A 13,021-nucleotide genomic window follows, 5' to 3' on the forward strand; every position below is an offset into this window, starting at 1 on the left:
GTGCTTAAATGTCATAGTATCTATTAAAGAGAGCTAGGCGGAATTGCATGTAGTAGTATGAGCTATTCAGAGCACCTGTCTCTGTCTCTCTACTTCGCCAACTCCACCCGAGTATCATATTCAAATTGGTTGTTGGGTTCATCAGGTATCCAAAGCGTAAATCGCTCAAGAGGGTCGTCCCTGGTTCGTGCAATGATGAAAGCACGATGTCAGGAGTCACCGCAATGTTCCCTCGGTTTCCACCGTCGTGAATCTGATACACACCCTTCCATTCTGACCACAAACGCTTCACACCGTGACGCAGAATCACCACGTATTCCTTGAAGTTCGTGCCGAGTGGGTGTGCCAACCCTTGATTCATATGAGAGTACGATTGCAACGGATTGCGGTGAGTAAAGATGCCTTGGCCGCCTTCGTTGTACTCAAACTGCAAGCTCATATTGCGGAAAGGAAACTCTCTCCAATGAAAGCCAGCTTGGAAGCCAGTAAATCGCAGCTCTTCTTGATCGGCAACTCCTTGACCGTACACATACAGGTTGTCTGTAATCTTCGCTTTCAGGTTCACCCCAACCACTGAATTCTGTAGACTGTCGAGACCATAGATTCCGGTAGCGGCAAATGGTACGGGAATAAAGAACGGCGCTGGATAGGCCTTTGTACCCGTGGAGTCCCAACGCTGCCAAATCACCCCTTCATACAAGCCGATCTCAAAACGAGGGTGTGGGATAATGTTCAAATAGCGGAAAGTGAACCCCTTTTTCTTGAAGAGTGATTCCGGAACTTCCCCCAAGGGCAATCGCTCGAGGTTGTTCAACTCCGCATTGACCGAGGTGAATTGAATTCTGTTTTTCCAAAAAGTTCCCTGCAGACGTAAGAACGGATAGTTAAATGCAACATCCGAGAGAAGCATTGAACGATAACCATTCCCGATGAAGTGCTTGCCTTGTCCGAAATGTACTTGAAGCCAGTCAGTAGCTTTCACACTCACTACTCCCGTTGCAGAGTTGTAGTCTCTAGCATTCGACTCCAATTCTTTAAATCGACCTTGCCCAGGGATAACCGCAAGGGAATCAGTCAAATTGAACATCCAGTTTCTGAACTGGGTCTGGTTTTCAAAAACGGTGGCATGTATGCCCACACGATCTCCAATTTGACCGTAGAAGGCGAGGCCTCGGGTGTTATTGAAGATTTGAACCGTGTCTTGCCAAGATGAGGTGTCGCCGAAATCGCGACCGAGGTCGAGATCAAGAACGATATCCATGTAGAACTGAAAGTCGTCTTCTTCAATTTGGATGAGGTGGTCGCGGTGGAATTTAACCTCTGCATTATTGAAGTAACGACGATCACAAACGTCGAAGCGCGGTACACTGTCCCAGGTGAATTGGTCGTAGTGAAACGGCTTCATTGAAGTGTGTAGCGTAGTGTCTGTACCAGAAATTGACCACTCAATAGCCGTGGTCATGTGTCGCTCCAATGGGGTTTGAAAGATCTGGGCTGAAACAGAAGTTCCAACCAAAAGGGTGCATAGGGTGAGTGCGTACGTCAAGCTCCGAATCACGCGAAGTCGAGTTGCTTAAAGTCTTCGTACACCATAGCAATACCTTCCTTCAGATCAATTTCGTGCTTCCAGCCCATGCCGTTAATCAATCCAACGTTCATGAGTTTACGCGGTGTTCCGTCAGGCTTGGTTGCATCCCATGCAATTTCGCCTTCAAAACCAACGGTTTCCTTAATGGTTTCTGCGAGTTCTTTGATGGTTACATCAACACCGGTTCCGATGTTGACGAAAAGTTTTTCGTTGTAATTCTTCATCAAGAACATGCACGCCTTTGCCAGGTCGTTCACATGTAAGAATTCACGTTTTGGTGATCCTGAACCCCAAACCGGCACGCTTGGATGTCCTTCTTCTTTCGCTGTATGGAACTTGCGAATCAACGCCGGTAGAACGTGAGAGGTCTGTAGGTCGTAATTGTCATTGGGGCCATACAAGTTGGTAGGCATGGCTGAAATGAAATTGCAACCATATTGATCTCGGTACGCTTCGCAAAGCTTGATGCCCGCGATTTTAGCAATGGCGTACGGTTCGTTCGTTGGTTCTAGTGAACCAGTAAGCAGAGCATTTTCAGTCAAGGGCTGCTCGGCGAATTTCGGGTAGATACAAGAGCTTCCAAGGAAAAGGAGCTTTGACACTTTGTGCACGTAACTCGCATGAATGATGTTCGATTCAATCATCAAGTTGTTGTACAGGAATTCCGCACGGTAAATGTTGTTGGCGTGAATGCCGCCTACTTTGGCCGCTGCCAAGAATACGTAATCAGGTTTCTCCGTTTCGAAGAACTCGTTCACCTTGGCTTGATCCATCAAGTCAAGTTCTGAAGACGTACGGTAAACAATGTTGTTGAACCCTTCGGATTCTAACTGACGAACGATTGCCGAGCCCACCATTCCTCGGTGGCCTGCAACGTAAATCTTGCTCGATTTTTCCACTTAGCTAAGTTCCAATTTCAAAGCAAAATTACGTCTAATCGTACGATTCCGCGCTAGCGTAAAAAGAAGCATTGAACGAATTGATGTTCAAAGCCTTTAGAGGGAGATTTTCCCAGCCTGTTCTTCTTCAGGCTTCTCTTTGCCATTGTGGAAGATGTCTACCGCGACCAATACCGCAATGAAGCCCCAGAAAGGAGCGCTGGCTTTGTCGGTGTCGAGGTAGTTATTCAAAACTCCGTGAACGAAGTAGGTGATCAAGCCCAAGAAAGAGCTGAAGATGATCAGTTTGAGTTCGTACGAAGTATTGGTGTACGCGAGTCTGAAGGCTAACGCCGAAATCAAAAAGACCAAAAAGACCATGTTGGCCATACCCAAAACACCTTGTTCACTGAGTGGACCAAGATATTCTGAGTGGGCATTCCCACCATCGGCGTTGTTGGTGCTAATGATGGTCAAATCTTGACTGCGCTGGAAAGGAGCGTAGACGAATTGGTACACCCCAGGACCCCATCCGAATACAGGGCGCTGCTCAAACATTGCCAAGGCGCAATTCCACCGGTTCAGGCGTTCGAGGTTGGAGGCATCACTTGATACATTCGAGATGGATTCAACGTGTTCTGCCAAATCATCTGAAGAATCTTGTTTGTTTCGCTCAAGCGAGATGAGGAGTTGGTCTTGTGCTACCCAAACGAAACTGACCAAGGCGGCAAACACCACCACCAGGGTGCGCAGTTTGATGCGTAGTAACATAAAAACCATCAAAACGCCAGCAGCGGCAATGCTCACCCACGCTGCACGTGTGTATGATAGGATGATACCGATACAGAGTACGCCAAAAAAGATCAGAAGAATGGCACGAAGCAGTGGGTTCATCTTCCGGCTCAACAGCATAGCAACAGCCACGGGGAAGAACATCGCCAGCACAGCTCCATAAGAGGTGTGGTCTTTAAAGAATGGCTCCATTACCCAGTGGCCCGGGTCTTTTTCAAAACCATAGCCGGCATGTCGGATCACGGTGTATGAAATCACCCCAATAAGCGGGATGAGGTAGGTCAAGTAGAACTTCCTGATGTTCCCGAAATTCTGGAAGATGTGCACCATTAAAAAGTAGAACCCGGCAATAAACCACATCTTCACCACAAGAAACTTGAGGGAGACGACGGGCATTTCGCTAGTTAAACTAGTTATGGCCATCCACGCTAAATAGAAGTACAGGAACAAGCTGACGGGATGAAGAAAGATCCTTCGGTCAATGCTTTTACCACTTAGAAGCTTGAAGATGAATATGATCAGAACACCTGCCAATAACGGTTCCGTGGGGAGATAGAAGCCTATTCCACCAAGGTCCATTTGTTCCAAGTTTAAACTGAATGGAACACAGGCTACGATGAAGAACATGAGCCAGTCTAGGCGCATAAATGCAGCCCAAACAATAGCAAGTACAAGCGGCAGCAAGGCGAATAAATAGAACTCCAGGGCAACACACACTGCATTAATTGCAATGAATGCACCGGCGGTGATCCAGTTCCATAAATGTTGCTGACGAGTGATCATCTTAGATACGCCCTTCGCTCTTCAACTTGCGGTAGTTCTCGAAAGTCAGGATAGCGATCACCGAGAAGACAAATGCTGAAAGCACGCTCATCGCTACAATCAACCAACGCACCGGGTAGGCCTTCTTATCTGCAGCTGCAGCCCGGTCTACGATAAATGTTGACGGGAGCTTTGAAGTCGCATCAATCTGCATCAAATCGTAACGCTTCTTCAGAATGGCTTCACGATCGTAAGCTGCTTCCAAAAGGTTGGTCAGCTTGTTGAAGGCATTCGCATGTCCGGAAATGATGGCCATTTTCTCGCGAATGTTTTCTGCACGTGCAGGTTGTCCTTCAGCAAGGGCCGTGGCGTATTGGTCGTTCAAACCTTCAATCTGCGTGATGTAGTCGTAGATCCCGAGGTCGTAAAGAACCCCCATGGAATCTTCCATGACGCGAATCTCTTCTTGCACTTGATGGTACGAACTCTTCGCGTACTGGAAAGCGTCATTCGCTCGAGCATTGCGCATATCGTTCGCTACTGAATCTGTCAAGTAAGCAATGTCGTTAGCGATGTCACGAGCCAGCGTATTCAGCTTGTCTAACACCTCGATCTCGATCGATCCGAATTTCGTGAGACGGGTTGATACGTTTCCGTCGTATTCCTTCTGCATCAAGGTGTTCGCTCCTGGGGCATCGCGCTCAATTTCGTAGTGGTCCCAGAGATTGTGCTTTTCAATGATTCGAATTCGAACTCGGTCAGAATTCATGATCTGAAGCAGACGCTCAGCATCTTCCTTTTCACCGTATTCAAGAAGGTCATTCTTCTTTGTTTCCTCGTAGAACTGCTCACCGATCGAGTGCTGAGGAGTGGCGAACATGACCACCGCAGATCGGAATTTCTCTTCGATGATGAATGAGGCGATAGCCGAAGCTACAGCCGCAATGAAACAAATACCGACTAAATAGAATCGCCATTTGAATAGGAAAACAAGCAGGTTGGTGGAGTCCAGGGAAGTCCCTGAGTTGTTGGTTTTCTCAGACTGCATGGTCAAGGGTCAAAAGTTTTGGCAAAAGTAAGGGTTCACATGCGATCTGCTAACAAAGAGCGCACATATACCAATCTTAGGAGTCCGGTTAGGAAGGAACTTACAACTGCTACCCCCAGGAATCCTGCCAATTCTAACTCCCATGCTAGGTCAATTATTGTGGTGACCCATGCAGAAGTTGCTAAGATGCCCAAGAATAGGAGGGCGCGTAAGAATACGCCGTTCTGCAGCTTTACCTTTACCAGCCTGTAACACAGAGTAATTTGCACTACGGCTACTAATATTTGGGTGGCTAAACTGGCTAGCGCCGAACCGGTGGCTGTATGTTCTGGAATGAGGATGAAGTTCAATACAATGTTCAAGATTACCGCGCTTCCGGCAATTCTATTCATCGCCTTCATGTCTCCGTTTGCTGTCAATAAGGTTCCCCATAGATAAGTCATCATCATGAAGAAGAAAGCGATCATAAGCAATACGAATGGACCACTTGCGGCTTCAATCTCGGCGTCGTAGACCAGACTTAGAATTTCGGTTGGCCAAATGGCACAAGTGAATGACATGACGCTCCCACCTACCAAGATCAAGCGAAAGGCATTGCTTACCAGGGGAGAGGTGTCTTCTTTTTGCTTCAGCTGTTTCGAAAGAAGTGGCAGTAACAAGGTAGCGAAAAGGAAACCAACCATATTCGAAGCTTCGAACAAACGATATCCCATGGCATAAACCCCTGAGTGATAATCTCCATCTGGGAGCATTCGCTCGAGCATAACTGAATCGGTTTTGTAATAAACCATCATCAGCAAGACCAACAATGCATAGGGAAGACTCTCTTTTAGAATAACACGGTTCACACGTGGTTTCCAGCGCAGTTGAATCTTTCCGGCTTTCTGAACAACCATGATCAGGGCAACCACCAATCCAACCGCATAGGCGATTGTTTGGCCGTAAACTAGCCAGTAGATATTGAAGCCCTCTTCGGCCGGTGAGGCGAAAAGAACAGCACCTAAACCTATCAGGAGAATCGCTCGGTCAAGTACCGATACCACGGCATCACGAGAGAAAAGCATCATGCCACTCAGGTTAGAACGCAGGTATAAAATGCTGGCTGATAAGAGTTGATTGAGTCCAAGCCAAGCCAAAAGCTTTAGGTCTCCGCCTTCGTATTGCAGAATGAGTGCTGCACCTAGGAGTAGCACGAAGTACAAAGCAACAAGCGAAAGTCTTAACAACGCAACGCTATTGAAATAGCTCGCTACCATATGTTGCTGTCTCGCAACACTACGACTCGTAAAGGTGTTGATGCCAAGATCTAAGAAAATGTTCAGGAGAAAAGAGAGGTTGAGTAGAGCGGCATAGTTTCCGAAAACTTCTGCTCCAACTCGGTTCTGCACCTCCGTTTCAACGAATAGCAAGTATGCCGGCTTGATCATCAAGTTCAGCAAAAGAAGCAGCGATAAGTTAGAAAGGAAGGTTCGTTGCATGCGTCACGGTCAGCGGTCGAAAGTTAGTGATAAGCGCCAAGTCACCACGTGTACAATTCCAGTATATTCGCCGAGATGCTCAAGATAGCGGTGAATACACGTTTGTTGCGTCCCGGAAGACTCGAAGGGATTGGTTGGTTTACTTGGGAATCCTTCCGAAGAATAACCTTGGCACATCCAGAAGTGGAGTTCCATTTTTTCTTTGATGAAAACCCTCCTTCCGAATTCATTCCTAGTGAAAACGTGATTGGCCATCGTGTATTACCTCCGGCACGAAGGAGGTTCCTCTACCGCTGGTGGTTCGATTACTCCATTCCACGAAAGTTGAAGTCTCTGGAGGTTGATCTATTTGTGTCTCCTGATGGCTTCGCTTCGCTCCGAACTGATGTTCCACAATTGGTGGTGATGCACGATTTGAATTTCGAACACCTTCCGCATTTGCTGCCGCCAAAGGTGTCTGAGTTTTATCAGAAGATGTTTCCTCAATATGCGGCGAAAGCAGAGCGAATCGCCACCGTCTCTGAATACTCGAAGAAAGACATTGTTAGTCATTATGCCGTGCCCTCGCATCGTATTGATGTAGTTGGGAATGGGGTGAATGAACAGTACCGTCCGTTGAGTCAAGAGGAGCGTATTGAAGTTAGAGCCAATTTCTCGGACGAGAAGCCCTACTTCGTCTACGTCGGTTCCTTGAATCCACGGAAGAACATACCACGTTTGTTACGGGCATTTGAAGTGTTTAAGAATGATACAGGCTCCGATTACAAGTTACTCATCGTTGGCCAACCCATGTGGAAGGGATCGGAAATCGAAGAAGTAGTAAAGGCCATGTCTCACCGTGAAGATGTGTCCTTCCTAGGTAGAAGAACTCCCGATGAATTAGCGCTTATTGTGGGCGCTGCGCGAGCAATGGTTTTTGTCCCGCTCTTTGAAGGATTTGGAATACCAGCCATCGAGGCTTTTGCAGCTGGGGTGCCTTTGGTGACAAGTAACGTCACTTCTCTTCCTGAAGTAGCTGGAGATGCGGCAATCTTGGTGGATCCTAAAAGTGTCAGTGAGATTGCTGGAGCGATGAAGCGAATCAAAAGTGATAGCGACTTGCGTGATGATCTCATCGAACGTGGCTACGCAAGAACTGAGCAATACACGTGGGATAAAACCGCAGAGCTTCTGTGGAAAAGTATCGAAGCCGCGCTATAAGCCGCACGTCCTGAATCTTCTACCTTCGAATTCATGGGGTTGAAGAATTACATGCACAAAGAGTTGATCGAAGCCGGTTGCGATGAAGCTGGTAGAGGCTGTTTGGCTGGGCCAGTGGTGGCAGCGGCTGTTATTCTCGACCCTTCCAATCCGATTAAAGGCCTGGATGATTCTAAGAAGCTTTCGGAAAAGAAACGAGATATTCTTCGCTTAGAGATTGAAGGAAAAGCTCTGGCCTGGGCTGTCGGATTCATGACCCCAAAAGAAATCGATGAGGTGAATATCCTCAAAGCAAGCTTTTATTCGATGCACCGAGCGCTCGAACAGCTGAAGGTATCTCCTGAGCATATTCTGGTTGATGGCAATCGATTCATCGCATATCACGAGGTGCCACATACTACCGTGATCAAAGGAGATGGGAAGTATAAATCGATTGCTGCGGCGAGTATTTTGGCGAAGACACATCGCGATGAGATGATGAAACGCTTTCATGAAGACTTTCCACATTATTCTTGGGACTCGAATAAGGGGTACCCGAGTCCAAGTCATCGAGCTGCTATTCAGGAGCATGGTCCTTGCGAGCATCACCGCATGAGTTTCCAGTTACTTCCCTCACAACTAGAGCTTTTCTGAGTTTTTCAATGTAAAGGAAATGTTAAGCTCACGTTAACAATGTTAAGAGCTTGCGTACTGGAAGCGGCGCTAACTCACTCACCGGGGATTATTTGAGGTTTATCATTGAGTTAAGGCTACTCGTCGAGCTTTCAGATGCATTTAGGGTCATGTAGTTTTGCCTTCCTTATCCGAGGAAAAACCAAAGTAGAATAACCTAAATTCATTTTGTACGATGAAAAGACTATTAACCTTCATTGCTCTACTAGCAGGTGTTTTCGCACTTTCTACAGCGCAAGCACAGGTCAATATCATTGACGAACAACTTCGCGACGGTGCAGCACCAGCGGGTTGGGGTGTAACTGATGTGGCCTTCACAACTTCAGCAGGTGGTTACGCCAATTTTACTGGTACTACCGGAGTACTTGAAACAACAGTTGTTGATCTTACTCCTTACACTACCGTTGACCTAACCTTTACGGTGGCAAAATTCGGTTCTGGTGATGATGGACCAATCACTGTGGAAGTATCTGATGATGGTGGTGCGACTTTTACGGCGCAGACATTCGACTCTCCAACGCCAACATCTTCGACTTACCTTACTTCTGGCCCAACTACAATCACTGCCACAGGAAACAACGTTGTGATTCGCTTTAGCGCCGCGAACAGTGCTTCAAACAAGCGAGTACGTGACGTAGTTCTTGTAGGTTTTGCAGGTGGCACACCAGGATGTACTGATGTAACGGCATGTAACTATGACGCTTCAGCAACTATCGATGACGGTTCTTGTGAATTCGTAAGCTGTGCAGGATGTACAGACCCTACAGCATGTAACTACGATATGTCAGCGACGATTGATGATGCTTCTTGTTTTTTCGTAGGTGATGCTTGTGACGACGGTGATGCGGCAACAATCAACGACTTGGTGCAAGCTGACTGTGGTTGTGCTGGTACTGTAGCTTCTACAGTTGATTTGATCATTACAGAGATTCACTACAACGGAAACGACGGTGCAGGATTCCCTGACGGAAATTACGAGTTCGTTGAGATCTACAACAACGAAGCCGTTGCGGTAGACTTAACTGATTTCTTCATGGGTGGTGTGACTTTCACTTTCCCGGCAGGAGCTTCTATTGCAGCTGGTGAGTACATCATCGTTGCTATCGATCCTCCATTCTACACTGGAAATGGATACCAAGTATTTGGACCGTTTACAGGAGGTCTAGGAAACTCTGGTGAGACGGTATCGATTTTCGATAACGCTGGCGTTCTCGCAGATGAAGTTCCTTATGACGACGGTAACGGTTGGCCAACTTCTCCTGATGGAGCGGGTCCTTCATTGGAGCTTGCAGATCTAGCGGCTGACAACAGCGATGCGGCAAATTGGCAAGCATCATGTGATGATAACGGAACTCCTGGTGCGGCGAATAGCACGCTTCCTTGTAACCCTTCAGTACCAGGAACAATCGTTGAGATTCAAACAGGAGTTATCGCAACGGGAACAACAGTTGAAACGAACGGTATCGTGACAGGTGTTTACGCTTCTCTTTACACAGTCCAAGATGGAACTGGGGCAAACTCTGGAATCTGGGTTGAAGGTACAGGTGTTGCTCTTGGAGATGACGTAACTGTAGTTGGTGACGTTGCTGAATCATTCGACCTAACAATCATTCAGAACGCACTAGTGACTATCAATACTTCAGGAAACGCTCTTCCTGCGGCTGAGCTTCTTAGCACACTTGCTATCAACGATGAGCAGTGGGAAGGAGTACTCGTTGAAACTACAGGATTGGTTGACAACGGTGATCTAGGATTCGGTGAGTGGAGCATTGATGATGCTTCAGGACCAGTTCGTATCGACGACGTGAACGGCGTAGCTGTTACTCCAACAGTTGTTGGTGACCAGTACACAGTGATCGGACCATTGTACTACTCATTTGGCGCATACAAGATTGCTCCACGTGATAACGCAACTGATATCTTGAAGTGGGGATGTACTGATGTGGCTTTCCCTAACTACGACCCAGCAGCGGTGATCGATGATGGTTCTTGTGGTGTTGTTCCTGGATGTACAGATCCAACGGCTGACAACTACGATCCATCAGCAACAATTGACGATGGTTCTTGTATCATCAGCGGATGTACAGACCCAACAGCGTTGAACTACAATGCCAATGCGAACAACGATGACGGTTCTTGTTACTTCACACTACCAAACTTGGTGATCAACGAGATCCACTACAACCCTTGTACTGATCAAGGTGATGATACGATCTACGAATTCGTAGAGATCTACAATGCAGATGCAGTTTCTGTAGATCTAGAAGGAATCACATTCTCTGCAGGTATCGATTTCACTTTCGGTGCTGGTGCAACGATCGCAGCTGGTGAGTACATCATCGTAGCTGTAACGGCTGCTACTTACGCAGGAAACGGTTACCAAGTATTTGAAGCGAACTCTGGTGGCTTCTCTAATGGAGGTGAGGTAGTGACAATCTCTGACGCATTCGGAAACGTAATTGACACTGTTACCTATGATGATGGAAACGGATGGCCAACTTCGCCTGATGGAGGATGTCCTTCATTGGAGTTGATCGATCCCGCATTGGATAACACTGACCCTGCAAACTGGCAAGGTTCATACGTAGACAACGGGACTCCAGGAGCGGTGAATTCTATGCCTCCTCCATCTACGAACTACACCATCTTCGAAATCCAATCAGATGTAGACGTTGACGGTGGTTCTAACAAGTCAGGTGAATACGTAACTACTTCAGGTGTAGTAACAGGCGTTTACTCAAACGGTCAGTTCGCTATGCAAGATGGTACAGGTGCATACTCAGGTATCTGGGTTGAAGGTACAGGTGTTGCTGTAGGTGACGAAGTCGATGTTACAGGTACTGTAACTGAGTTCTTCGGATTGACTTTGATCTCGAACACTGCATTCATCACCGTATTGACTAGCGGAAACGCACTTCCGGCTCCTCAGCTATTGGTGACAAACGGGATCAACGACGAGCAGTGGGAAGGTGTTCTTGTTTCTGTAACAGGACCAGTTTCTAACGGTGACGTTGGTTTCGGAGAATGGGCAGTGAACGACGGGTCTGGTGACGGACTAGTGGATGACCTAGGAATTCTTCTAGCGCCCGTTGACGCAGGAGTTACTTACACTGTGACTGGACCAAACTACTACAGCTTCGGAGCATTTAAGATGCAGCCACGTGATTTGAACGATACACAGCGTTGGGGATGTACAGATAACTCATTCCCGAACTTTGATCCTCTAGCGGTGATCGATGACGGTTCTTGTGGAAACATCCCAGGATGTACTGATCCAGCAGCTGATAACTACGATCCTACGGCAACGGTAGATGATGGTTCTTGTGTATTCTCAGGATGTACAGACCCAACTGCATTGAACTACAACGCTGCAGCTACTATCGATGACGGATCTTGTTACTTCACACTACCAAACTTGGTAATCAACGAAATCCACTACAACCCATGTGCACCGCAAGGAGAAGATTTCGATTACGAGTTCGTTGAGATCTACAACGCAGAAGCGACAACAGTTGACTTGGAGGGATTCACTTTCGCAGCTGGTTTCGACTTTACATTCCCTGCAGGAGCACAGATGGCAGCTGGTGAGTACATCATCGTAGCTGTGACTGCGGCTACATACGCTGGAAATGGTTACCAGGTATTCGAAGTAGAATTCGGAAACTTGAGCAACACCGGAGAGACCATCCAGTTGACGGATGCCTTTGGTAACGTGATTGATGAAGTGACTTACGCTGATTCAGCACCATGGCCAACGGATCCTGATGGAGCGTGTACAACGCTTGAGTTGATCGACGAAGCATTAGACAATGCTGATGCTGCAAACTGGCAAAGCTCTTACGTTCTTTACGGAACACCTGGAGCTCAGAACTCAGCTCTTGTTGATGGATGTACTGATCCTACAGCATGTAACTACGACGCTGCAGCCAATGTAGACGACGGTTCTTGTGACTTCACTAGCTGCTTCGGTTGTACTTACCCAACGGCAGACAACTACGATGCGACAGCAACAGTAGACGACGGATCATGTGTGTTCACTAACTCTTGTCCTGAAGACTTGAACCAGGATGGTATTGTGAACGCAGCTGACCTTCTTCAATTCCTAGGGGCTTTCGGGTCTGCTTGTGAATAAGTAGAAGGAAACATACGGAATACAAAAAGGGGGCGTTTAGCCCCCTTTTCATTCTTCCATTCTAGCAACGAGCAATTTGTCGTTGGCGAAATAAAGCCGGTACGACGTCTCGGAGTAGTATCCTTGAATTAACCATTCGCCAATCTTCTGGCCCTGGTCAAATTCAGCTCTACCGGTGACCTTTCCATCGAGGTCCCAAGTGAGCCAAATCCCATCCCGTTTATTCTTGTAATAAGACCCTGACATGGTCAGCTTCCCATTCTCATTGTAGAATAGGGCTAGCTGATGCAGGTATCCGTTTTCAAAGTTCAACACACGACTTACTTCACCGTTGGGGTGAAAGATCTCAAGTTGTCCTTGGAGAGGGAGGCTGTCGGATGAACAGTATTGATCATCGACCATAATGAACTCTTGAGCATGCGTTGAAGCACTAAATAGGATGGCAATAAGTATGAATTTCAGTCTCGCCAT

General features: G+C 47.2%; 9 protein-coding genes. 3 read left to right on the forward strand and 6 right to left on the reverse strand.

What is annotated here, in order from left to right; genetic code table 11:
- Positions 1-4: 4 nt before the first annotated feature.
- The 5 genes from RA156_RS00535 to RA156_RS00555 all read right to left on the reverse strand — a co-directional run bounded on the left by RA156_RS00535 (position 5) and on the right by RA156_RS00555 (position 6,546).
- On the reverse strand, positions 5-1,546 hold the full coding sequence (locus RA156_RS00535; protein WP_306641903.1) for a hypothetical protein: 1,542 nt from the start codon (positions 1,544-1,546) through the stop codon (positions 5-7).
- An 8-nt stretch (positions 1,547-1,554) separates the two neighbouring features.
- Positions 1,555-2,487, reverse strand: coding sequence for a GDP-L-fucose synthase (gene fcl / locus RA156_RS00540; RefSeq protein WP_306641905.1), 933 nt, complete (start codon positions 2,485-2,487; stop codon positions 1,555-1,557).
- 96 nt (positions 2,488-2,583) lie between these two features.
- On the reverse strand, positions 2,584-4,041 hold the full coding sequence (locus tag RA156_RS00545; RefSeq protein ID WP_306641907.1) for an O-antigen ligase family protein: 1,458 nt from the start codon (positions 4,039-4,041) through the stop codon (positions 2,584-2,586).
- 1 nt (position 4,042) lies between these two features.
- Complete coding sequence (locus RA156_RS00550) at positions 4,043-5,068, reverse strand: GumC domain-containing protein (RefSeq protein ID WP_306641909.1); 1,026 nt, start codon at positions 5,066-5,068, stop codon at positions 4,043-4,045.
- Positions 5,069-5,103: 35 nt separating this feature from the next.
- Positions 5,104-6,546: an oligosaccharide flippase family protein gene (locus RA156_RS00555; RefSeq protein WP_306641911.1), complete on the reverse strand. Its 1,443-nt coding sequence runs from the start codon at positions 6,544-6,546 to the stop codon at positions 5,104-5,106.
- Positions 6,547-6,621: 75 nt separating this feature from the next.
- Between RA156_RS00555 and RA156_RS00560 the strand changes: the two genes are divergently transcribed.
- The 3 genes from RA156_RS00560 to RA156_RS00570 all read left to right on the forward strand — a co-directional run bounded on the left by RA156_RS00560 (position 6,622) and on the right by RA156_RS00570 (position 12,550).
- On the forward strand, positions 6,622-7,746 hold the full coding sequence (locus RA156_RS00560) for a glycosyltransferase family 4 protein (RefSeq protein ID WP_306641914.1): 1,125 nt from the start codon (positions 6,622-6,624) through the stop codon (positions 7,744-7,746).
- Between the two features lie 33 nt (positions 7,747-7,779).
- Complete coding sequence (gene rnhB, locus RA156_RS00565; RefSeq protein ID WP_306641916.1) at positions 7,780-8,379, forward strand: ribonuclease HII; 600 nt, start codon at positions 7,780-7,782, stop codon at positions 8,377-8,379.
- Between the two features lie 214 nt (positions 8,380-8,593).
- Positions 8,594-12,550, forward strand: coding sequence for a lamin tail domain-containing protein (locus RA156_RS00570; RefSeq protein WP_306641918.1), 3,957 nt, complete (start codon positions 8,594-8,596; stop codon positions 12,548-12,550).
- A gap of 48 nt (positions 12,551-12,598) precedes the next feature.
- Here RA156_RS00570 and RA156_RS00575 read toward each other — a convergent pair whose 3' ends face one another.
- Entirely contained in the window at positions 12,599-13,021 is a 423-nt protein-coding gene (locus tag RA156_RS00575; RefSeq protein ID WP_306641920.1) for a toxin-antitoxin system YwqK family antitoxin, read from the reverse strand.

It is taken from the genome of Sanyastnella coralliicola, assembly GCF_030845195.1.
GTDB classification, from domain to species: Bacteria; Bacteroidota; Bacteroidia; order Flavobacteriales_D; family Sanyastnellaceae; genus Sanyastnella; species Sanyastnella coralliicola.

What these genes read in the sequence shown, in the direction of transcription:
- RA156_RS00550 (WP_306641909.1), bottom strand. Translation starts at nt 5,068, where the DNA reads ATGCAGTCTGAGAAAACCAACAACTCAGGGACTTCCCTGGACTCCACC.
- RA156_RS00575 (WP_306641920.1), bottom strand. Translation starts at nt 13,021, where the DNA reads ATGGCGAGACTGAAATTCATACTTATTGCCATCCTATTTAGTGCTTCA.
- RA156_RS00555 (WP_306641911.1), bottom strand. Translation starts at nt 6,546, where the DNA reads ATGCAACGAACCTTCCTTTCTAACTTATCGCTGCTTCTTTTGCTGAAC.
- rnhB (WP_306641916.1), top strand. Translation starts at nt 7,780, where the DNA reads ATGGGGTTGAAGAATTACATGCACAAAGAGTTGATCGAAGCCGGTTGC.
- RA156_RS00560 (WP_306641914.1), top strand. Translation starts at nt 6,622, where the DNA reads ATGCTCAAGATAGCGGTGAATACACGTTTGTTGCGTCCCGGAAGACTC.
- RA156_RS00570 (WP_306641918.1), top strand. Translation starts at nt 8,594, where the DNA reads ATGAAAAGACTATTAACCTTCATTGCTCTACTAGCAGGTGTTTTCGCA.
- RA156_RS00545 (WP_306641907.1), bottom strand. Translation starts at nt 4,041, where the DNA reads ATGATCACTCGTCAGCAACATTTATGGAACTGGATCACCGCCGGTGCA.